General features: G+C 41.1%; 18 protein-coding genes. 15 read left to right on the plus strand and 3 right to left on the minus strand.

Going from position 1 to position 21877, the window contains the following annotated elements; translation table 11 throughout:
- The first annotated feature begins 63 nt into the window (after nt 1–63).
- The 4 genes from qoxB to ACQKMF_RS19895 all read left to right on the plus strand — a co-directional run bounded on the left by qoxB (nt 64) and on the right by ACQKMF_RS19895 (nt 3649).
- Nucleotides 64–2010 (plus strand): cytochrome aa3 quinol oxidase subunit I, encoded by a 1947-nt coding sequence (qoxB, locus tag ACQKMF_RS19880; RefSeq protein ID WP_101224932.1) that lies wholly within the window; start codon nt 64–66, stop codon nt 2008–2010.
- The gene (gene qoxC, locus ACQKMF_RS19885) at nt 2010–2606 is read left to right on the plus strand and encodes a cytochrome aa3 quinol oxidase subunit III (protein WP_101224931.1); all 597 of its coding nucleotides are present in this window, start codon (nt 2010–2012) and stop codon (nt 2604–2606) included. The genes qoxB and qoxC overlap by 1 nt, the downstream gene beginning before the upstream one ends.
- 1 nt (nt 2607) lies before the next feature.
- A complete protein-coding gene (qoxD, locus tag ACQKMF_RS19890; protein WP_101224930.1) occupies nt 2608–2892 on the plus strand; it encodes a cytochrome aa3 quinol oxidase subunit IV in 285 nt (94 codons plus the stop codon).
- Nucleotides 2893–3199: 307 nt separating this feature from the next.
- Nucleotides 3200–3649 (plus strand): YfmQ family protein, encoded by a 450-nt coding sequence (locus ACQKMF_RS19895; protein WP_260356415.1) that lies wholly within the window; start codon nt 3200–3202, stop codon nt 3647–3649.
- A 584-nt stretch (nt 3650–4233) separates the two neighbouring features.
- Here ACQKMF_RS19895 and ACQKMF_RS19900 read toward each other — a convergent pair.
- Nucleotides 4234–4491 (minus strand): BA3454 family stress response protein, encoded by a 258-nt coding sequence (locus ACQKMF_RS19900; RefSeq protein WP_230177886.1) that lies wholly within the window; start codon nt 4489–4491, stop codon nt 4234–4236.
- 123 nt (nt 4492–4614) lie between these two features.
- A complete protein-coding gene (locus ACQKMF_RS19905; protein ID WP_427574596.1) occupies nt 4615–5451 on the minus strand; it encodes an EamA family transporter in 837 nt (278 codons plus the stop codon).
- Between the two features lie 303 nt (nt 5452–5754).
- On the opposite strand from ACQKMF_RS19905, the gene queF reads away from it, so the two are divergent.
- Entirely contained in the window at nt 5755–6255 is a 501-nt protein-coding gene (gene queF / locus ACQKMF_RS19910; protein ID WP_034305880.1) for a preQ(1) synthase, read from the plus strand.
- A gap of 204 nt (nt 6256–6459) precedes the next feature.
- A complete protein-coding gene (locus tag ACQKMF_RS19915; protein WP_402944510.1) occupies nt 6460–7806 on the plus strand; it encodes an aspartate kinase in 1347 nt (448 codons plus the stop codon).
- A 663-nt stretch (nt 7807–8469) separates the two neighbouring features.
- On the opposite strand, the gene ACQKMF_RS19920 is transcribed toward ACQKMF_RS19915, so the two are convergent.
- A complete protein-coding gene (locus ACQKMF_RS19920; RefSeq protein WP_101224925.1) occupies nt 8470–9030 on the minus strand; it encodes a nitroreductase family protein in 561 nt (186 codons plus the stop codon).
- Nucleotides 9031–9478: 448 nt separating this feature from the next.
- Here ACQKMF_RS19920 and ACQKMF_RS19925 point away from each other — a divergent pair, with 448 nt between their 5' ends.
- From ACQKMF_RS19925 to ACQKMF_RS19965, 9 genes are all read left to right on the plus strand, one after another.
- A complete protein-coding gene (locus ACQKMF_RS19925; protein ID WP_427574599.1) occupies nt 9479–11227 on the plus strand; it encodes an ABC transporter ATP-binding protein in 1749 nt (582 codons plus the stop codon).
- Entirely contained in the window at nt 11127–12992 is a 1866-nt protein-coding gene (locus ACQKMF_RS19930; protein ID WP_427574601.1) for an ABC transporter ATP-binding protein, read from the plus strand. Before ACQKMF_RS19925 ends, ACQKMF_RS19930 begins: the two co-directional genes overlap by 101 nt.
- Before the next feature lie 366 nt (nt 12993–13358).
- On the plus strand, nt 13359–15413 hold the full coding sequence (locus ACQKMF_RS19935) for a carbon starvation CstA family protein (protein ID WP_101225040.1): 2055 nt from the start codon (nt 13359–13361) through the stop codon (nt 15411–15413).
- Between the two features lie 13 nt (nt 15414–15426).
- Nucleotides 15427–15630, plus strand: a complete 204-nt coding sequence (locus ACQKMF_RS19940; RefSeq protein ID WP_427574603.1) for a YbdD/YjiX family protein — start codon at nt 15427–15429, stop codon at nt 15628–15630.
- A 304-nt stretch (nt 15631–15934) separates the two neighbouring features.
- On the plus strand, nt 15935–17149 hold the full coding sequence (locus ACQKMF_RS19945; protein WP_230177882.1) for an ammonium transporter: 1215 nt from the start codon (nt 15935–15937) through the stop codon (nt 17147–17149).
- Between the two features lie 15 nt (nt 17150–17164).
- Entirely contained in the window at nt 17165–17527 is a 363-nt protein-coding gene (locus ACQKMF_RS19950) for a P-II family nitrogen regulator (RefSeq protein ID WP_063235326.1), read from the plus strand.
- Nucleotides 17528–18097: 570 nt separating this feature from the next.
- Nucleotides 18098–18748 carry a LytTR family DNA-binding domain-containing protein gene (locus ACQKMF_RS19955; protein WP_133351753.1) on the plus strand — a complete coding sequence of 217 codons (651 nt, stop codon included), beginning with the start codon at nt 18098–18100 and terminating at the stop codon, nt 18746–18748.
- 130 nt (nt 18749–18878) lie between these two features.
- A complete protein-coding gene (locus ACQKMF_RS19960; RefSeq protein WP_427574606.1) occupies nt 18879–20405 on the plus strand; it encodes an acetyl-CoA hydrolase/transferase family protein in 1527 nt (508 codons plus the stop codon).
- A gap of 337 nt (nt 20406–20742) precedes the next feature.
- On the plus strand, nt 20743–21849 hold the full coding sequence (locus ACQKMF_RS19965; protein WP_101224917.1) for an AI-2E family transporter: 1107 nt from the start codon (nt 20743–20745) through the stop codon (nt 21847–21849).
- The last annotated feature ends 28 nt before the right edge of the window (nt 21850–21877 follow it).

Raw genomic sequence — 21877 nt, forward strand, 5'->3', positions numbered from 1 at the left:
CGTTCGATAAAACAACTAGGTTTACAAGATAAGGAATATTTTCCTGAAAGGAGTCACAAAAGTATGGATTACTTTGATCGATTTGCCGTACCTCATCCAAGTCCTGCGATTTATGCATCCATGGTTGCCATTGGTTTAACCATGATTGCGGTTGTTGCCGGAATTACCTATTTTAAAAAATGGGGTTACTTATGGCGTGAGTGGTTAACAACGGTTGACCATAAACGTATTGGTATCATGTACATCTTGGCAGCACTTCTTATGCTCTTCCGTGGTGGCGTGGATGCTCTTATGATGCGTGCTCAAACGGCTATTCCAGATAACGGTCTTTTGGATGGGCAGCATTATAATGAGGTATTTACAACACACGGGGTCGTCATGATCCTGTTCATGGCTATGCCATTTATCATTGGGTTAATGAACATTGTCACACCATTGCAAATTGGAGCGCGTGACGTAGCATTCCCACGTCTGAACGCAGTAAGCTTCTGGTTATTCTTCATGGGGGCAATGCTATTTAACATCTCTTTCGTAGTCGGTGGTTCTCCTGATGCAGGTTGGACATCTTACTTCCCGCTGGCAAGTAATGATTTCAGTGAATCAGTAGGTTCGAACTATTACGCGATTGCAATTCAAATAGCTGGTATCGGTACATTACTGACTGGTATCAACTTTATCGTAACAATCTTGAAAATGAGAGCACCTGGCATGAATTTAATGAAAATGCCAATGTTCACATGGTCTATCTTGATCACAAACTTCATTATCGTTTTCGCTTTCCCTGTATTGACAGTGGCACTTGCGTTGATGACAATGGATCGTCTATTCGGAACTCAATTCTTTACGATGGCCAATGGCGGTAGCGATATGCTTTGGGCGAACTTGTTCTGGGTTTGGGGACATCCTGAAGTTTATATAGTAATTCTTCCGGCTTTCGGTATATACAGTGAAATCATTTCGACATTTGCACGTCGTAACCTGTACGGGTATAATTCGATGGTTATCTCCATGGTAGCTATTTCTACTCTATCTTTCATTGTATGGGCTCACCATTTCTATACAATGGGTCACGGTGCAATGGTTAATGGTATCTTCTCGATTACAACGATGGCAATTGCCGTCCCGACCGGTGTTAAGATTTTCAACTGGTTGTTCACACTTTGGAAAGGTAAAATCGTTTTTACCGTTCCGATGCTTTACTCTTTAGCTTTCATTCCGATTTTCACGCTCGGTGGGGTAACAGGGGTCATGCTTGCAATGGCAAGTGCTGACTACCAATACCATAATACAATGTTCTTAGTAGCTCACTTCCACTACGTTTTAATCCCTGGTACTGTATTTGCCGTACTTGCTGGTTTCACGTACTGGTGGCCAAAAATGTTCGGTTTCATGTTGAGCGAAAAAATTGGGAAATGGTCGTTCTGGTTCATTACAATCGGCTTTAATGTTACATTCTTCCCGATGTTCATCACTGGTTTAGATGGGCAGGCACGTCGTATGTATACGTACTCTGAATCAACAGGGTATGGTCCATTGAATATGCTCTCTTTCGTTGGAGCGATTGGCTTGGCAATAGGTTTTGCACTTATTGTGTACAATATCTATTGGAGCACTCGTTATGCGTCAAGAAATATTTCAAACGATCCATGGGATGCACGTTCTCTAGAGTGGGCTACACATACACCAATCCCTGAATATAACTTTGCAATTGTGCCAACAGTTGATTCTACAGAAGCATTCTGGGATTCAAAGAAAAAAGGCTTTAAGTTATTTGGCGGTAAAGTAGAAAAGATCCATATGCCAAATAACAGTGGTGTGCCGTTTATCATGAGCTGTATCTTCTTCGTTTGGGGCTTTGCGATGGTATTCAGCATGTGGATCATTGCTATCATTGCAACGATCGGTATCTTTGCTTGTATGATTCACCGTTCATTCGAAAAAGATCACGGACGTTATATCTCTGTTGAAGAGATCGAAGAAACTGAAAATAAATTGCGAGGTGCTAAGTAATGAAAATAGATAACTCGCTGCCACTAGAATATAGCACGGAAGAAAATCGCTTAAAGATTTTTGGATTCTGGATTTTCCTAGGAGCAGAAATAGCTCTTTTCGCTACACTGTTCGCCACTTATTTTGTATTGGTCAATGGAACTGGAAATGGTCCAACAGGGGAACATCTTTTTAAAGTCCCAACCCTGATGTTCCAAACAATCTTTCTTTTAACCAGTAGTTTTACCATAGGTCTTGGAATCAATGCAATGAGACTTGGCAGACAGAAAGCAACGATTGGTTTCTTCATTATCACCCTTATTCTTGGTTTAGGCTTCTTGGGAGTCGAAATTTATGAATTCGTGGAGTATGTACATGAAGGAGCAACCATTCAAACAAGTGCTTTCTTATCTAGTTTGTTTACATTACTAGGTACGCATGGAGCTCACGTTACACTTGGTTTATTCTGGGGAACCTTCATCGTCATGCAAATCAAAAAGCGCGGTATGACTCCAGAAACAACAAACAAGGCTTTCATCTTTTCACTTTACTGGCATTTCTTGGACGTTGTCTGGATCTTCATCTTCAGTTTCGTCTACCTGAAAGGAATGATGTAATATGAAAGAATTATTCCCACGGGGCCAAGTTATGGGATTTGCGTTTTCTCTAGTCCTGACTTTGGTCGCACTATCAGTTATTATGTATGATCTCTCACTAAAAATGGGTGTGATCATCCTACTTGTTACAGCTTTCATGCAAGCTGCACTGCAATTAGTTATGTTCATGCACGCAGGTGAGTCTGAAGATAAAGCATCGATTTACACAAACGTTTATTACGGATTGTTCGTTGCATTGGTTACAATTTTCGGTACAATGCTAACAATGATTTGGGGATATCAATAATCGATTCCGGAAAAGCTGGGCGTCTTGATGACGCCCAGTTTTTTTGTACTTTAATAAATATAATTTCTTATACAGATCTATCCATCTCATTCATGGAAATTTGTTAAGAAGGATGTGGATGAAACCATTATGTTTAGTATAACCATTTTGGAAAATTATATTTATAAAGGGTAAATTGTGTTTAAGTACAATGTTTTCCCAAAGTAAAACGTTAATAGAACGGACACATCTTCTAAGAAAAATTGCCAGCCCTATTGATATAATAAGTTATAAAGAATTAATTTATAAATGTAGCGGAGATGATGAATTGACATTGCCGGTTTTGATTTTGACAATTATATTAAGCTTATTAAAAATATTGGTTTCCTGTCTTCCAACCGATGCTGTTAATTGGATTATCAGCAAATTTAAAATACACTCAGAAATTAGTGGCGGGAATGCGATCGTATCCTTTGACGGAAAACGTTTGGAAGGTGAAGAAAAAATTCAAGTTATTAATTATTTTAATAACGCCAGATTTTTGAAGAAAAATCACATATTCCCGGGTAACGAGCAATTGTTTTTACATCCAGAGGACAGTGGGACTCCATTAGTCATTGATACTAAAAAAGGCAAAATTGATGTTAAGTTATTTGTGTATATTTACAATGACCGAGTGGATGTAGTTAAACAGTACAAGAAGAAAGTCATTTCTTATAGCCTGTTTTCCGATAACCTCCAAGAACGTTCCATGCCATTAATAAGAAATTTAGTTTAATAACAGTAATTTGGTCTCAGTTTGTAAACAAAAGGGTTCTGTATTAAATTAAAAACAAGGTTGATTGGAATGGTGTGTGCGAGACCCTTGCGGGGAAAGCGCGTCCAGGGGAGACCTCGCAGGCGCAAAGTGAGTGCCAGGAGAGGAAATAAACGATTGAATTTAACAAACCCTCAACAAAAACTGCAGGAAAATCAATTATTAGCTTGTTTGTGGACAAAAGGGGTTCTATCTAAATTTTAAAACAAAGTTGATTGGAACGGAGGCTCCCGGACCGCCCGCGGAAAGCGAGTGCCTGGAATGGAAATCAACGGTTAAATTGTCTACAGTTGAGACGGTCCTTTAAAAGACCGTCTTTTTTAAAAGACTTTTATTATATAATCCCATTTCAATTGGATTTTTTTTTATTATAAAAAATTCTAGTACACAAACTGACATCTTAATTTTAGTGTCTTTTGAATAAAAATAATTAAAAGTGTGAGGGGATTGCTGCAAGAGGATCTTTAATAGTTCATATGAAACTTATTTTGGAAATTATTAAAATGGTAATAAAAAAGCAGGTATCTATTGCGATGCCTGCCTTCTTACGCTTTCCATTGCTTTTCAACTTGATGAAGGGCTTGTTGTAAAATTACTTCATGATCTGTACCCGGTTTAGTAAGGACGTTAGTTTGATAAGATTTTCCTTGGAAATCAACTGTTACTGTAACTTTTACCATAATGCATCTTTCCTTTCTTGATTCAGAATTAAATGAGGTGGTTGTACCTATTTCTTTAATACCCGTGGCAGAGGATTTTTCAAACATTTCAAAAGCTGTTAAATCTAAAGAATTAATATTCAAAATTATCTGATATTTTTACGGATGTGTCAACATTTTTTTTTGACCTACCCCATTTCCCATTAAATAGAAAACAACCTGGCTTGTACACATGACAGCCAGGTTGTTTTTGTAAACGTACTATATTCATATTTTAGTTAAAATAATACCGATTAATGCTGCAAGAACACCGGCAATTTGATAGGTTTTTAGTTTTTCCTTGAATAAATAACATCCAGCGAATACAACAACTAAACAATTCAGGCTGACGACAGGGAAAATGATGCTTGCGATCCCTGTGTTCAATGCAAAGAAATAACATCCATAGCCTATCATGCTTAAAAAACCTACTAAGGAACCGATTTTGACTTCCTTTAGCTTGATTTTTTCTTTTTTTAAGGCCAGAGCCGAAAGAAGATAAAGCATTCCGCCTCCATACATTGATACAAGGATATCAAGGGAGTTTAAATGAAGACGTGTTGATGTCGTCATTAGAATTCCGAGCACTCCGAATGATAAGATGGAGAATACTGTGTGCATGATCCAAGGGACATACTGATGGTTACCTTTGGGGTTAGGTGTATACTGGATAACTAATGTAGCGAGAAACATGCAGACTATTCCACTCCACTGCAAGGAAGAAATATGTTCGTGAAAAATTAAAGCTGCACAGAGTATGGGGAATATGGCATTCGCTGCGATTAATGGTGATGTCAAGCTTGCCGGCCCTTTTTCAAAGGCGCTTGCCATCTGGATGTTACCATTAGCGTTCAGTACACCAATTGCTGCACCAAGCATGATGGACAGCCAGTTCAGCTGCAAACCATCCATAAACATTCCATAAATAATGGACAAAATAAAAGCTGAAAAATAAAAGAAAAATTGGATATGTATCTTGGAATAGCCTTTTCCGCTGCTCCATTTGAAAATGCTGTTATTGATTCCGAAACATAAGCTGGTGATGAGTGCTGCAAAAATCCACATGTGTATATTCTCTTCTTTCTTATAGGTTGAACTGCTTTTTCCATTTTAAACTGAATATATAAAGGAATCAAACCCAATTTAAGAGAGTTGCATTGACAGATTGACTATTTTTTTTTATATTTACTAAGACAATTTTAAAATATTTCCCGATAATCGGGAGAGGTTCATAGCATCACCCTCTTAAAAAAACTATGGCTTTGATATTTTTCGCGAATCAACCATATCTTTGAGGAGATATGGTTTTTGTTATATAGAGGCCCATTTTATGAATCTCCCTGAAACGTGGGATTAGGAGGACTTTTCATGTCTGGAAGAAAAGAAGAAGAATTAAAAAAAGATATCACACTGCTTGGTAATCAAGGAACAAAATATACATTTGACTATGCGCCTGAAATCCTTGAGTCATTCGATAACAAGCATCCGAACCGGGATTATTTCGTCAAATTCAATTGCCCGGAATTCACTAGCTTATGTCCGATAACGGGCCAGCCGGACTTTGCTACCATTTACATCAGCTATATTCCCAGTGTGAAAATGGTGGAAAGCAAGTCTTTGAAACTTTATTTATTCAGCTTCCGCAATCACGGTGATTTCCATGAAGACTGCATGAACATCATCATGAATGATTTAATCGAATTGATGGATCCTAAATATATTGAAGTTTGGGGCAAGTTTACACCTAGGGGCGGAATTTCCATCGACCCTTACACGAATTATGGGAAACCAGGCACGAAGTATGAGGAAATGGCGAATTACCGCTTGATGAACCATGACTTATACCCGGAAACTGTGGATAATCGCTAAAGAATAGGAGAGACAATGGGCATATGCCCGTTGTCTTTTTATTTGTTTTTAGCCATTCTTGATCCTTCGTCTTGATGATATGTCCTTTTTAAAAATACAAATGTCCTCCTATAATGGAATTTACACTTGATTGTTTCGAGAAAAAGCGTAATAATAGGGAGAGTTGATTTTGACAGAATATTTACGAAAATAGGGGATGTCGAGATGAAAGTTGCGAAGTTTGGTGGAAGTTCACTTGCGTCAGGTGAACAGTTGAGGAAGGTATTCGAAATTGTTGTTTCTGATCCAGAGAGAAAGATTGTAGTCGTTTCGGCTCCAGGGAAACGCAATTCCGATGATATAAAGGTGACGGATTTATTGATTGAAGCTGCGGAACAGCAGCTGCGCGGGGATAACGGAGAGCATTTGATAGAAGATGTCGTATCCCGCTATGCGAGCATTGCTGAAGAGTTGGATATATCCGAGAGTGTCATCACTGGGATTCATGAAAATTTAATGGCACTGCTGCATGCAGACCAAACTAACCCGAAGCGCTATCTGGATGCCTTGAAGGCCAGCGGCGAGGATAATAATGCGAAGCTGGTCGCAGGATATTTCCAAAGCCGTGGTGTAGAGGCGCAGTATATAAATCCAAAGAAGGCCGGCTTGATCGTAACGGATGAAGGTGGATTTACCAAGGTGCTGCCAGAGTCTTATGATCGGTTATATGCTCTGCGTGATGAGCCTGGAATCGTAGTATTCCCGGGGTTCTTCGGTTATACGTTGGATGGTGATGTGTTAACCTTCTCAAGAAGCGGTTCCGATATTACTGGTTCGATTCTTGCGAATGGGGTCAAAGCTGATTTGTATGAGAACTTTACGGACGTGGATGCCGTTTATGCGGTGAATCCAAATGTGGTTTCCAATCCGAAGGGAATCCGGGAATTAACCTATCGTGAGATGCGTGAGCTTTCTTATGCAGGCTTCTCGGTATTTCATGATGAGGCACTGATTCCTGCATTCCGTGCGGGAATACCTGTCCATATCCAGAATACGAACAATCCGGCGGCACAAGGGACCCGCATTGTGAATACACGGGATAATACGAACGGGCCCGTTATTGGGATTGCGAGTGATAAAGGATTTTGCAGCATTTACATTAGCAAATATTTGATGAACCGGGAAGTTGGCTTTGGCCGGAAACTGCTGCACATCCTTGAAGATTATGGAGTTTCATATGAGCATATTCCATCAGGCATCGATGATGTGACGCTTATTCTAAGGCAGGACCAGATGAAAGGTGAAGCCGAGGGAAAAATCATTTCCCGAATCAAGAAAGAGCTGCATGCCGATGAAGTGAATGTGGAGCATGATCTTGCCTTGATCATGGTTGTAGGTGAAGGAATGCGCCATAATGTCGGTACAACGGCAAGAGCGTCAAAAGCCTTGGCCGAAGCTAAGGTGAATATTGAGATGATCAACCAGGGCTCTTCGGAGGTAAGCATGATGTTCGGTGTGAAAGGGCACAACGAAGAGACGGCGATTCAGGCATTGTATCACGAGTTCTTTTGAGTATGGGCGTTCAGGGACCTCCTTTTAGAAGGGGGTTTTTTTGATTGAGCTTTTAGTCACTATACATACGCTGGATTTTTCATTCGGTTCTTTATGATAGTGGCAATGACCGTGTGGGGATAATCATTACAAGCTAACAGTCGCGCTGTAGGGTTCAGGGCGTCTTTATTAATTTAATACCCATTTGTCAAGTGGTTAAAGCAATTAGAGGAGAACGGAGTTGACGCTCCAACCTCTGAATACATATCTTTCACCAAATTAAAAATGAAAGAGATGTCAAAGGCACATCAAGTTTACGAGCCAAATGATTCACTGAGTTGATCTTGCTGAATAGAATCATGTTTAGAAAGCATCCATATCACCCAAGTTAAATACTTCTATATAATACAAAAAAGAATGTAGGGATAAGTTCTATCTATATGTTAAAACAAAGTTGATTGGAGTGTAAGGGGCGAGACTCCTGGGGGAAAAGCGCGTCTAGGGGAGACATCGCAGGCGTAAGCCGAGGAGGCTCCCGGACCGCCCGCGGAAAGCGAGTGCCTGGAGCGGAAAATCAACGTTCAAATTGTAAAAGCCATAAAAAAACTGTAGAAAACTCGATTTTCATCAAGTTTGTCTACAGTCTGAGTCTCCAAATAGAAGATTGGATGCTTTCCTTTTATGTTAGTCCATAATGGTCAGGAGTTGATCGATCGCGGTCCTTGGACGAGGGGCAGGAATCATATCGGGATAGCCAACGTGAAGGCTGCCGACGATCTTCTCGCCTGGTTTCACGCCCAAAGCTTCACGAAACTCCATGCTGTGTATCATGCCGTATGTTTCCCATATCATCCCGATTCCCTGTTCCCAGGCAAGCAGGCTGAAATTCTGTATCAAGGCACTTGTAGCCGCATAATCTTCTTCACGTGTCATGGGATTCGGATTCTCTTCCATGATCACTGCGACAAACATCGGTACACCTATAAGTTTATTATATCCTCGCTGTCCGGCTGCTTTTTTCTTTTCAGGGTCCTTCTCTTTGCCTTCCATGAATGCACGGGTTGCTTCTGCGAGTTTTAAACGGCTATCACCATGCACCACGACGAAGCGCCATGGCTGGGTCATTTTATGGTTCGGTGCCCATGTCGAAGTTTCCAATAATGATTGAATGGTATCAATAGGAACAGGAATGTCCTTAAATCGTTTGATGCTGCGCCGTTCTTTAATGATATCTTCTAGTTTCATGATCATCCTGCTCCTTTAATCATATATGTAAGTTTAATAGTTGAAAAAAATAATCCCCGGCTGCCTAATATGCTTCCAACGTGAATAAATTACTTGAATAAAGAGGGGGCAATATTCTAGTGACTTGCATTCGCTAATGAGCATATAATTTTACTAGGCACAGAGAAGCCGGGGCGACATTGTATCTATGTACAATATCAAAAGGGTACGATAAGAGAATATCGTAATTGCTTATCAAATTTCAGAGATCGATAATGAAATTGAAAATCATTATCAATTAGAATTTTCGCTTATTTCCTGTTATTTGTCAAGGGTATTTATAAAAAAAAATTCAAGATATTTACCAATGCTTTAAAACGGTTAAAATCTTTTAAAAAATCTGTATAAAAATGTATAATGAGAGGATAAAAAAATGCTATCTACATAAGAAGAATCGAAGGTGTCATAGATGAAAAAATTGTCCTCATTTCTTAAGCCGTACTGGCTTTTGATCATTCTTGCTTTATCCTTAATGATTGTCGAGCTCGGGGTAGAGCTGTTACAACCTTTATTTATAGCAAAAATAATTGATGATGGCATTTTGCAGAAAGATTTATCGGTGGTGATTAAATGGGGAAGTGTCATGGTTGGGCTTTCTGTTTTTTCATTTCTTGGCGGGATCGTTAATTCATTTACGGCATCACATGTAAGTCAAAGCTTTGGACATGATGTCAGGAAAAGCCTTTTTGGTAAAATACAGGCGTTTTCTTTTGCGAATTTGAATAATATCCCGACTTCCTCGTTGATAACAAGGATGACAAATGATGTGACACAACTTCAAAATACGGTTTTTATGGGCTTGCGTATCATGGCGAGGGCGCCGTTGATCGTAATCGGCGGAGCGATAATGGCTATTGCGGTCGATTTGAAACTATCACTTGTTTTGGTCATTTCAATTCCGATTCTTGTTTTCTTCCTGAGATGGGTTATGAAACGAGCAGCCAAGCTGTTTAAGCTCGTACAGAAAAAACTCGATAATGTTAATGGCGTAATGAGGGAAAACCTGATAGGCATGCGCTTGATCAAGGCTTTTCTTCGTAAGGAGCATGAAATCGGCCGATTTGACGATGCGAATGAAGAGTTGAAAAGAAAGACCGTGACTTCGCTTCGTCTAATAGAAACGACGATGCCTGTACTGATATTGGTCATGAATGTGGCGATTCTGATCATTCTCTGGCTTGGAAGCGAATTTATAACAACGGGAGATATACAGGTAGGGGAAGTTGTGGCGATTGTCAACTATGCCACAAGAATTGCGGCATCCCTTTCCGTTTTTTCATGGCTGATCATGGTCATTTCCCGTGCGAAGGCTTCAGCGGAGCGTGTGACGGAAATATTTGAAACTCCGATAGATATTGATGAAGGTAAGGCGGAAAGCAAGAGTGGGGCCGTAAATGGGGGAGGCATCAAGTTTTTGGATGTATCTTTTCGTTATCCTGGAACCGATACGCCGATATTGAAAAACCTGACCTTCTCCATCGATCCGGGAGAAACGCTTGCCATCTTAGGAGCGACAGGATCAGGGAAAACATCTCTGTTTCAGCTGATTCCGAGATTATACGAAGTTGAAAGCGGCTCCATTCAAATTGATGACCAAGTTCTGAAAGATATCCCCCTGAATTCTCTGCGGAAAAGGATCGGCTATGTACCGCAAGAGGCGCTGCTTTTTTCAGGAACCATAAAAAATAATGTCGCTTGGGGAAAAGAAGGTGCCTCGATGGAGGAAATCATGGCTGCGGCCAAGCATGCTCAGGTGCATGAGACCGTAATGAAACTTCCGAAGCGATATGAAACCCAGTTAGGGCAAAAAGGAGTGAATCTGTCCGGAGGGCAAAAACAGCGCTTATCGATCGCAAGAGCATTGGTGCGCAGACCGAAGATTCTCCTTCTGGATGATAGTACGAGTGCGCTGGATTTGAAAACGGAAAGTAAATTGCTTGCCGCTTTAAAGGAATATACATGCACAACGCTCATCATTACACAAAAAATCAGTACAGCCATGGAGGCGGACAAAATCTTGTTGCTGGAAAGCGGTCAAGTCCTTGCACTGGGGAAACATGAGGATTTGCTTCAAACAAGCGATCTTTATCGAAAAATCGTTCACTCACAGTTTGGGGAGGAGGGGATTTCGCTTGAGTCAAAGAATATCTCCCGATAAGGCAAAGTCTAAACCGGTCAACTCCTGGAATACGATAAAAAGGATCATTCCCTACTTAGCAACGAATAAAAGCCTGTTATTTTGTGTCCTTTTCATGGTGCTGATAAGCTCGGTTTTGGGGTTGCTTGGCCCCTTTCTTGTTGGGATGGCCATTGATGATTATATTGTCACAAAAGATAGCGGGGGGCTGATCACCCTTCTTTTCGGACTTCTTGGAGTCTATATATTCTATTCCCTATCCATGTGGCTTCAGAATTATTGGATGATTGGAATCGCGCAGGATACGGTTTATGAAATGCGCAATCAATTATTTAAAAAGCTTCATCAGCTGTCCATCCCCTTTTTTGACCGGCGCCAGCATGGGGAATTGATGAGTAGGGTCACGAATGATATAGAAAATGTCAGTTCCACTTTGAATAGTTCCGTCATCCAGATTTTTTCAAGTGTGCTGACACTGGTCGGGACGATCGGAGTCATGCTGTATCTGAGCCCTTTATTAACTGTTTTAACCTTATTCATCGTTCCGCTTATGTTCTTCGGTCTGAAGTGGATAACGAACCGGACAGGAAAGCTGTTTAAACAACAGCAGAAGAACCTTGGGGAACTGAATGGGTTTATAGAAGAAACGATTTCCGGACAACGGATCGTAAAGGCTTTTTCACAGGAAGATAAAGTGATCCGGGATTTTATCATCCGGAGTGAAAACTTGAAGAAAGCCGGCTTCCTATCACAATCATACTCCGGGCTGATTCCAAAACTGATGAATTTACTGAACAACCTAAGTTTCACGGTAATAGCTGCTGTCGGCGGGTTTTTGGCGCTGAGTGGCATAGGAACGGTTTCCATCGGGGTAATTGTCATCTTCACCGAGTATTCAAGGCAATTCACCCGTCCGCTCAATGACCTGGCTAACCAATTCAATACACTCCTCTCAGCTGTTGCCGGTGCGGAGCGGGTTTTCGCCATACTTGATGAAGAAGAAGAGGAAGTGGATGAGAAGCAGGCCTCTGAACTTCGAGATGTCCGCGGTGAGGTGGTCTTTGAGGGTGTTTCCTTTTCGTATAATGATGAGGAGCAAACGATATATGATGTTAATTTCCAGGCGGAAAAAGGGGAGACCATCGCGCTTGTAGGTCCCACTGGGGCCGGTAAGACCACGATCATTAATCTTCTTGCCCGTTTTTACGAGCCGAGCAGCGGCCGGATAATGATTGATGGGCAGGATATCCAACAGGTGACGAGGTCTAGTCTCCGTAAGCATATGGGCTTCGTTTTACAGGATTCCTTCTTGTTTCAAGGTACGATTCGTGAAAATATCCGCTACGGCCGACTGGAGGCGGAAGATGAAGAAGTGGTGAATGCAGCCAAGCTTGCCAATGCCCATTCCTTTATCATGAAACTGCCAGATCGATATGATACCATCTTGAATCAAGAGGGCAGTGGAATAAGTCAGGGGCAGCGCCAGTTATTATCGATTGCCAGGGCTATTTTAGCCGATCCCATTCTATTGATTTTGGACGAAGCGACAAGTAGCATAGATACGATTACCGAACTTAAAATCCAGGAAGCATTACACCGCTTGATGGAGGGAAGGACAAGTTTTGTCATTGCCCACAGATTGAATACAATTCAGCAGAGTGATCAAATCCTTGTACTTGATGAAGGAAGGGTCATTGAAAAGGGATCCCATGATGAATTGTTGCGGCAGAGGGGTTTTTATTACGACCTATTTCGCAGTTCTTTAAGGGGAAATCAGATTGGATGAAGAAAGAATGTGTGCCGTCAGGCGCACATTTTTTTGTTGTTGGTCCAATAACAAGGACAACTTCCGTTTCATTTAATGATGCACCTTCAAAAAATGGGGTTATTTACCCAATGCGATTCTTATAAAGAGTGTGAATTCATAAATCCATATTGGTGGGAAAAGAGGTAATTATCGACAAAATAATGGAAAATACTTTACAAATTGACCAATTTACTATTGCTAAAAATCCTTATGGTGACATATAATTCAGAATATATATAAAATTCTTTAAATTTAATGGGCATGGGGAGTAATTCAGCCCAGGTCCCTTATAAATGAAGGTTTTTTATAGTTGTAAAATAGTTCAATGGAGGGGAGATGGAAAAAATGAAAGCGCTTAAGTCAGTCGTACTTTGGGGGATCATATCTGCTTTGGGGGCGGTGAGTTTTGGTTTCGTCGCGCTGAACCGGGGGGAAAGCATCAATGCCATGTGGATTGTCACTGCAGCTCTCTGTGTTTATTCAATTGCATACCGCTTTTATAGTAAATTCATTGCACGGAAAGTGTTTGAGCTAGATGACAATCGCCAGACTCCATCGGAAGCGAATAATGATGGGAAAGATTATGTTCCTACAAACAAATGGGTGTTGTTTGGCCACCATTTTGCAGCAATTGCCGGAGCTGGCCCTCTGGTAGGTCCCATCCTTGCAGCGCAGATGGGATATTTGCCAGGGACGCTATGGCTTGTAGTCGGAGTTGTTTTGGCTGGTGCCGTACAGGATTTCATCATTCTTTTCGGTTCGATGCGCCGTAACGGCAAATCTTTGGGAGAGATGATCAAAGAGGAAATTGGACCGATTACAGGCTTGATAGCGATGATCGGTATCCTCGGTATCATGATCATTTTATTGGCGGTACTTGCCCTGGTTGTCGTAAAAGCGCTGGTGGGCAGTCCGTGGGGAATGTTCACGATTGCCTCGACCATACCGATTGCAGTCCTTATGGGCATTTACATGCGTTATATAAGGCCGGGACGGGTTGGTGAAGGGTCGATTATCGGAATCATACTTTTGATGCTCGCGTTATATTTCGGCCGCTTTGTAGCCGAGAGTGCAACATTGGCGCCAATGTTCACTTTCAGCGGGGAAACGATTGCCATCATGTTGATTGTCTACGGTTTCGTTGCCTCCGTTTTGCCTGTATGGATGTTATTGGCACCGCGTGATTATTTAAGTACATTCTTGAAAATCGGTACTATCATCGGACTTGCACTTGGTATCTTTATTGTCATGCCGAGCCTTGAAATGCCTGCAGTCACTCAATTCATCGATGGAACAGGACCTGTATTTTCCGGAAATTTATTCCCGTTCCTATTCATTACGATCGCTTGTGGAGCGGTATCGGGATTCCATGCACTCGTTTCCTCAGGTACAACTCCTAAGATGATTGAACGCGAATCGCATGCACGTCCAATCGGATACGGGGCGATGTTGACTGAATCCTTTGTAGCCATCATGGCGATGATTGCCGCATGTGTATTGACGCCAGGTATCTATTTTGCCATTAACAGCCCGGGAGCCGTTGTGGGAACGGAACCAGCGCAAGTGGCTGCTACCATATCCGATTGGGGTTTCCTTGTGACACCTGAGATGATTACCGGCCTTGCAGACGATGTTGGGGAAGAGACCATCATATCCCGTACTGGAGGAGCACCGACCTTTGCAATCGGCATGGCCCATATCTTCTCGCAAGTGATTGGGGGGGCGTCCCTGATGGCGTTCTGGTATCATTTCGCGATCTTGTTCGAGGCATTGTTCATATTGACCACCATTGATGCAGGAACCAGGGTGGGACGTTTTATGATACAGGATATCATCGGCACCTTTTACAAACCATTTGCCGAAACGAATAAATGGCTGCCTAATATAATTGCAACTGCCATTTGTGTAATCGGTTGGGGGTACTTCCTTTATCAAGGGGTCATTGATCCTCTTGGCGGGATCAATACCCTTTGGCCATTGTTTGGAATTGCGAATCAGATGCTTTCCGCCATTGCGTTGCTGCTTGGGACGACGGTCCTTTTCAAAATGGGCAAAAAAGCGTACACATGGGTCACTCTTGTGCCCACTACATTCTTGTTGATAGTGACCATGACGGCAGGGTGGCAGAAGCTGTTCCATGAAAACCCGGCAATTGGCTTTTTAGCACATAAGGATAAATTTAAAGCGGCTTATGATAGTGGGGAAGTTCTTGCTCCTGCAGCCAATCTGGCCGAGATGAAGCGGGTTATCGTCAATGATTATGTGGATGCTGCTCTATGTGCCATCTTCATGATCGTGGTGATCACTGTCCTGATATCTGCCATTAGGTTATGGATAAAAGTCTTGAAGAACCAGAAAATAGATTTACATGAAACGCCTTATGTATCAAGGTCGTCATAAGGGAGGGAAAGCAATGTTGAAAAGAATAATTTCAATTCTCAGCTACAGAAAGCAATTCGTCAGTTTGCTCGTCGGCGTGCCAAGTTATGATACGTATGTGGCACATATGAAAAAGCATCATCCTGAAGAGCGCGTGAAAACCAGGAAAGAATTTTTCTGCGAGGCCCAGGATGAACGGTATAACGCAAAGGGTGGGAAAGTGTCTCGTTGCTGTTAATTGAATATTTTTTGAGGGTCCTCAATATGAGGGCCCTTTTTTTATTGGTTTTTTTGAAGTGGGGCATAGGTAGAGGGGAAATGTAATAGTAATGGAGTCGTAAAAAGGTGGAAAATTAATTATAAGACAAAAAAATCAAATTATCTAAGCTTTTATTCACAGTGATGTTATATAACCTAACATTTTTATTATGAAATATAAAAATTAAGTTGAATTATTAGAAAATTAAGTATATGATAAAAAATATAACATAATAGTGTTAACAAACATAACATATATAAAAAACAAGGGGGAAAAAAACAGTATGCAAATGGCAGATTCGGTATTCATGTTTTTGGCGACAATGATGGTTTGGTTAATGACACCAGGGATTGCCCTGTTTTATGGAGGGATGGTAAAAAGTAAAAATGTCCTGAATACGGCAATGCATAGCTATATGCCATTGGCTGTCATTTCGATTCTTTGGGTGCTGATTGGGTATTCATTATCATTTTCACCTGGTAATACACTTCTGGGAGGTCTGGACTGGGTTGGCTTAAAGGATGTAGGCTTTGCACCTGGACCATACAGTGAAACGATTCCTCATAGTTTGTTCATGTTATTCCAAATGACTTTTGCCGTTTTAACCGTCTCGATCATTGCAGGTGGCATTGCCGAGCGGATGAGATTTTCAGCATTCCTGATTTTTACGATCCTTTGGTCTTTATTCGTATACGCTCCCGTTGCACACTGGGTATGGGGAGGCGGCTGGTTAGCGGAACTTGGTACACTTGACTTTGCAGGCGGCAACGTTGTTCATATTTCTTCAGGGGTTGCAGGTCTGGTTTTAGCGATCATGTTAGGTAAAAGGAAAGAGTCGGGTGACAGTGCACCGCATAATCTTCCTTTAACATTCCTTGGCGGATCATTAATATGGTTCGGTTGGTACGGCTTCAACGTCGGAAGCGCACTGACAATCAATGAAGTGGCGATGAATGTATTCGTCAATACAGCTGTTGCGGCCGCTGCTGGTATCATAGGCTGGCTGATCGTTGAGTATATGGCTAATAAAAAGGCAACATTGCTGGGTGCGGTATCAGGAGCTATTTCTGGCTTGGTGGCCATTACACCTGCTTGCGGATTCGTAACCCCTGCCTCTTCCATCATCATCGGTGTCATTGGTGGTGCCGTATGTTTCTGGGGCGTATTCTTCCTGAAGAATAAACTCGGTTACGATGATGCACTTGATGCTTTCGGATTGCACGGGATCGGCGGGACATGGGGTGGGATCGCTACAGGTTTATTCGCGACCACTTCCGTTAACGAAAACGGTGCAGATGGTTTATTCTATGGAGATTTCAACTTGTTGTGGAAGCAGCTTGTAGCGATCATTGCGACATATATCTTCGTTGCCGTGGTCACATATGTCGTTGCTAAAGTCATTAACCTTTTCGTACCGTTGCGTGTCAGTGAAGAAGATGAGTCAATGGGGCTTGATCTTACACTTCATGGAGAAAAAGCTTATCACGAATCCATTTAAAAGGGGGTTGCCCATATGTCCGAGGTTTTAACCAAAATAGAAATCATTACACGTCCGATCAAGTTTGAACAATTCAAAGCGGAACTTGCAAAAATAGGGGTAAGCGGAATGACTGTATCGGAAGTAAAAGGAACGGGTCTTCAGAAAAGTTATGTGGAAACCTATAGAGGCAGAAATCGTGAAATGTCACTACATGATCGAATGAAAATCGAAATCGTCGTGTGTGAAGTGCCAGTTCAGGATGTTGTGGATGTAGCAAGGAAATTCCTGAGTACAGGTAAACCAGGTGACGGAAAAATCTTCATTTATGAATTGGCGAATGTTGTGAATATCCGTACCGGAAAAGAAGGTCATGATGCGTTAAAGAATGACATCTGAATGTCCGGCCGAATGTGCCGGATACAGTTGATTAAAGAAAGGGAGCTGAAAATGGGGAGACTGGTCCGAATTGTTAATGCAAAAAAACAGAAGATCGTTAATACGCTCATTTCAGAGGATGTATATCAACCTGATGACCGACCCTTTTTATTGGAATTGCCACTGAAAAATCTAGAAGAGATACTATCTCTAAGAATAAAATCCTCGTTTCAAAATCCCCGTTTTAAAAAATGACCCTTAGCCGTTATCCTATATGGGGAGAGCGGCTTTTTTATGCGTTTGATTTCCACCCTCGCGACATTTAAATGTTAGTATATAAGGAAACTTTTTTCTTGAATCCCCCATGGAAATCGGGGAGCTTTCCAACTATAATGAATAAGGATGTAAATTTAAATACGATTTTTTTGCCTTTTTTGACGCTTTTCGCTTAGTTATTTCAATTTTTCTTTAATTTTATGAATAATAAATTCAAAAAAATGTAAGTTTTCCAAAAAATGATGAATTATTTTATGAATGCCCTGTTTAATAATAGGGAAATTATTAATATGTTCTTTTAAGAGGTGAAAGGAAATGGATCAATTTACGGTCGAATCCGTTTTAAATATCATCAGGGAATTTGTACCGAAGGATGCTTCAATTTCTGTGGCTGATTCCGAAAAATACATTTATTATCAACCGAGCAAACAAGTTGATTTAAGAATAAAACCAGGTGATTTAATCAGTGAAAACACAGCGACATATAAAGCACTGAGTGTCCGTAAAAAAATAGGGGTGCAGGTTGAAAGCAATGTATTTGGCGTACCTTATTATGGGCTGAGTGTTCCTATCATGGACCAGGGCAATCCTTTAGGAGCGGTCACGGCCATCTTGCCGACAAAGCCATTAATTTTACCTACATCATTCTTGACCATTAAAACCGAAGATCGCTGGATACCGCTTCCATATGATGAAATTATGTATCTGGAAGCTCAAAATAGGAAAACTAAAATTCAGTCCGAACGTGTGAGTGGATTTCATAAAATGAATTTAAGTGAATTGGAATTCATTTTACCTAGTGATTTATTCATTCGCGTGCATCGTTCGTACATCGTCAATATCAACTATATTCAAGAAATCCTTCCCGATTTTCATTCTACATTTTTACTGATAATGAAAGACAATTCCAAAATCCAGGTCAGTCAAACGTATGCAAGTCAATTCAGGAGGGCTTTAGGATTTTAATGATTCTCCCTTGTGTGAATAAAATGCTGGTTTATGCCCTATTTAAGGCTTTTCATTCAAAAATGAATGTGACGATTACACAGGATTGGTAAAATTAAGTGTAAGAAAAGCGAAAATGGGGGTCTTTTGTATGAACGAAAGCGTTTTCAAAAAAATTCGCAATGAACAATTTAAGGGGAAAGTAGTTACAGCGGAAGAAGCAGCTTCATGGATTAAAGATGGGATGAAACTCGGGATGAGTGGATTTACCCGTGCTGGTGATGCTAAAGTTATTCCGATGGCTCTAGTTGAAAAAGCAAAAACTGAAAAATTCAAAGTTGACGTTTATACTGGTGCTTCATTAGGACCGGAAGTCGATCAACATATGGCGGAAGCCGGTATCATAAACAAACGTTTGCCGTTCCAAGCGGATAAAGGCATTCGCAATAAAATAAATGCTGATGAAGTCACTTATGTGGACCAACATTTATCTCATACAGCTGAACAAGTTCGTCAAGGCATTGTCGGACCTATAGATTTTGCAATCATCGAAGCATTGGCGATTACGGAAGAAGGATTGATCATCCCGACAACTTCTGTAGGTAACTCAGCCATATTCGTTCAAGAAGCTAAACATGTAATCATTGAATTGAACGTGTCCCATCCAGAAGGATTGGAAGGGATGCATGATATATATACACCAGCTGAACAAGGGAAACGCGAACCGATTCCTATGACTAAAGCTAGTGATCGCCTTGGATCGATCGGTATTGCGGTTGACCCTGAAAAAGTAATGGGAATCGTCATTTCTACAGATCTTGATGCACCTTCTACAATCGTGCCGCCGGATGAAGAAACTGCAACAATCGCGAACCACCTCATTAACTTCCTTCGTGAAGAAATCAAGGCTGGCCGTTTAACTGAAAGCCTTGCTCCGCTTCAGTCGGGTGTAGGTTCAGTGGCAAATGCTGTATTCGCTGGCTTCCTTGATTCTGAATTTAAAGATTTGGAAGTTTATTCAGAAGTGCTGCAAGATGCGGTATTTGATTTAATCGATGCTGGAAAAGTGAAATTCGCTTCAGGTTGTTCGATCACATTAGCTGAAGAAAAAGGTAAACAAGTTTACGGTGAACTTGAAAAATACCGTGATAAACTAGTTCTTCGTCCACAAGAAATATCTAACCATCCTGAAATCATCCGCCGTCTTGGCCTGATTTCAATCAATACAGCGTTAGAGTGTGATATCTATGGTAACGTAAACTCGACACATGTTTCTGGGACAAGAATGATGAATGGAATCGGTGGATCGGGAGATTTTGCCCGTAACTCACGCCTAGGCATTTTCGTAACGAAATCATATGCAAAAGGCGGCAAGATTTCCAGTATCGTTCCTTTCGTTTCTCATGTGGATCATACTGAACATGATGTGGATGTATTAGTGACAGAGCAAGGGATCGCTGATTTACGTGGTTTGGCACCAAAAGAGCGCGTAGAGTTAATCATTGAAAATTGTGCGCATCCTGACTACCGTCAACAGCTTCGTGCATACTTCACTGAAGCTGTTGCGCAAACTGGCGGGCATCAAACTCCACACATTCTTGAAAAAGCATTTTCATGGCATACAAACCTAGCTAAAAACGGTACGATGCTTGAAGCAGTACTTCAAGATCAAAAATAAGACTCAAAACCACCCCGCCAATACAGCGGGGTTTTTTTTATTTGGGTCCGTTTCCCGTATTGGGTGGAAAACCATGAATCTTTCAATTTGCATGATGGTGCATATTAGTTTTTTTCCTCTAACATATAAAAGATTTAAAGTGTAAAATGATGCTTAACCATCAAAAAGATAGGGAACTGTATCTTTAGGCTTTTTTCTTTTATTTTTGTATATAATTATTCATTCAAGTTATAGAAGTATGGTAAACTGCTAACAATGAAGGATTATCATACATAGAATTTTTTCGTTTCCTTAGAAATAAGGAGTCATATAGAATGCTTATAGTGGAGGAGATTATTTGTTCAAGCAAAAACTGCATTTTTGGACGTTAGAGTTATTACTTTTGTCTTTACTTTTTTATGTTGGTACAAAGATTTCTTTTCTTTTTGAACCAATCGTGATTTTTACCTCGACATTGTTCTTTCCCATCTTGATTTCAGGTTTTCTCTATTTCCTGTTCAATCCCACTGTTGATTTCCTCGTTAAAAGAAGAGTGCCTAGGGGATTGGCGATATTATTGCTTTATGTATTTTTCCTGGGATTGATTAGTTTATTGGTCGGTTTGGTTGGCCCGTCACTTTCCAAACAGGTTACGGACTTAATCAATAACCTTCCGGATTATTTCAATCAAACAAGGAAGTTCATTGAAGATTCAGCGGAGTCAAAATGGTTTTTATGGACGGTGGAACAAGATTATGTACCTCTGCAAGAAGTAGGGGATTCGCTTCAGAAATATTTGACTGATTTACCTAGTAATATAACGAACAGTTTAACTTCCGTTTTCAGCGTAGTGACGAATATTACTTTAGTGGTCGTAACGGTTCCTTTCATCCTGTTTTATATGTTGAAGGATGGGGATAAGCTTCCGGCCGCCATTATGAAATTCGTACCGGTTCGCTATAGAAAACCAGCTTTAACAGTACTTCAGGAAACTGGCGGGACGCTTACTACATACATACAAGGGCAGATGCTTGTTTGCATGTTTGTCGGGATCGGAACGTTCATCGGGTATTTGATCATTGGTTTACCTTATGCGTTCTTATTCGCGCTGATTGGTGCTGTAACCAATATCATTCCATATGTAGGCCCGTTTATCGGAGCCGCTCCTGCTGTCATTGTGGCATTGATTCATTCACCGACAGAGGCATTATTGGTCATTCTGGTTGTAACGGTCATTCAGCAATTGGATGGCAATTTCATTTCACCGCTAGTCATTGGGAAAAAATTGAACACGCATCCGCTGACCATCATCATCCTATTGCTCGTGGCCGGAAACATTGCCGGTATCATCGGCATGATTTTGGCCGTTCCGACTTACTCGGTTGTTAAAACGATAGTATTGAATATCGTTAAATTCATCAGGATCCGAAAAGAGGAAAAGCTTGAAGAAGATATATTGGAATGAAAAAACGGGCCCGACTCAATTGAGTCGG

It is taken from the genome of Peribacillus sp. NPDC101480 (assembly GCF_050277335.1).
GTDB lineage: Bacteria > Bacillota > Bacilli > Bacillales > DSM-1321 > Peribacillus.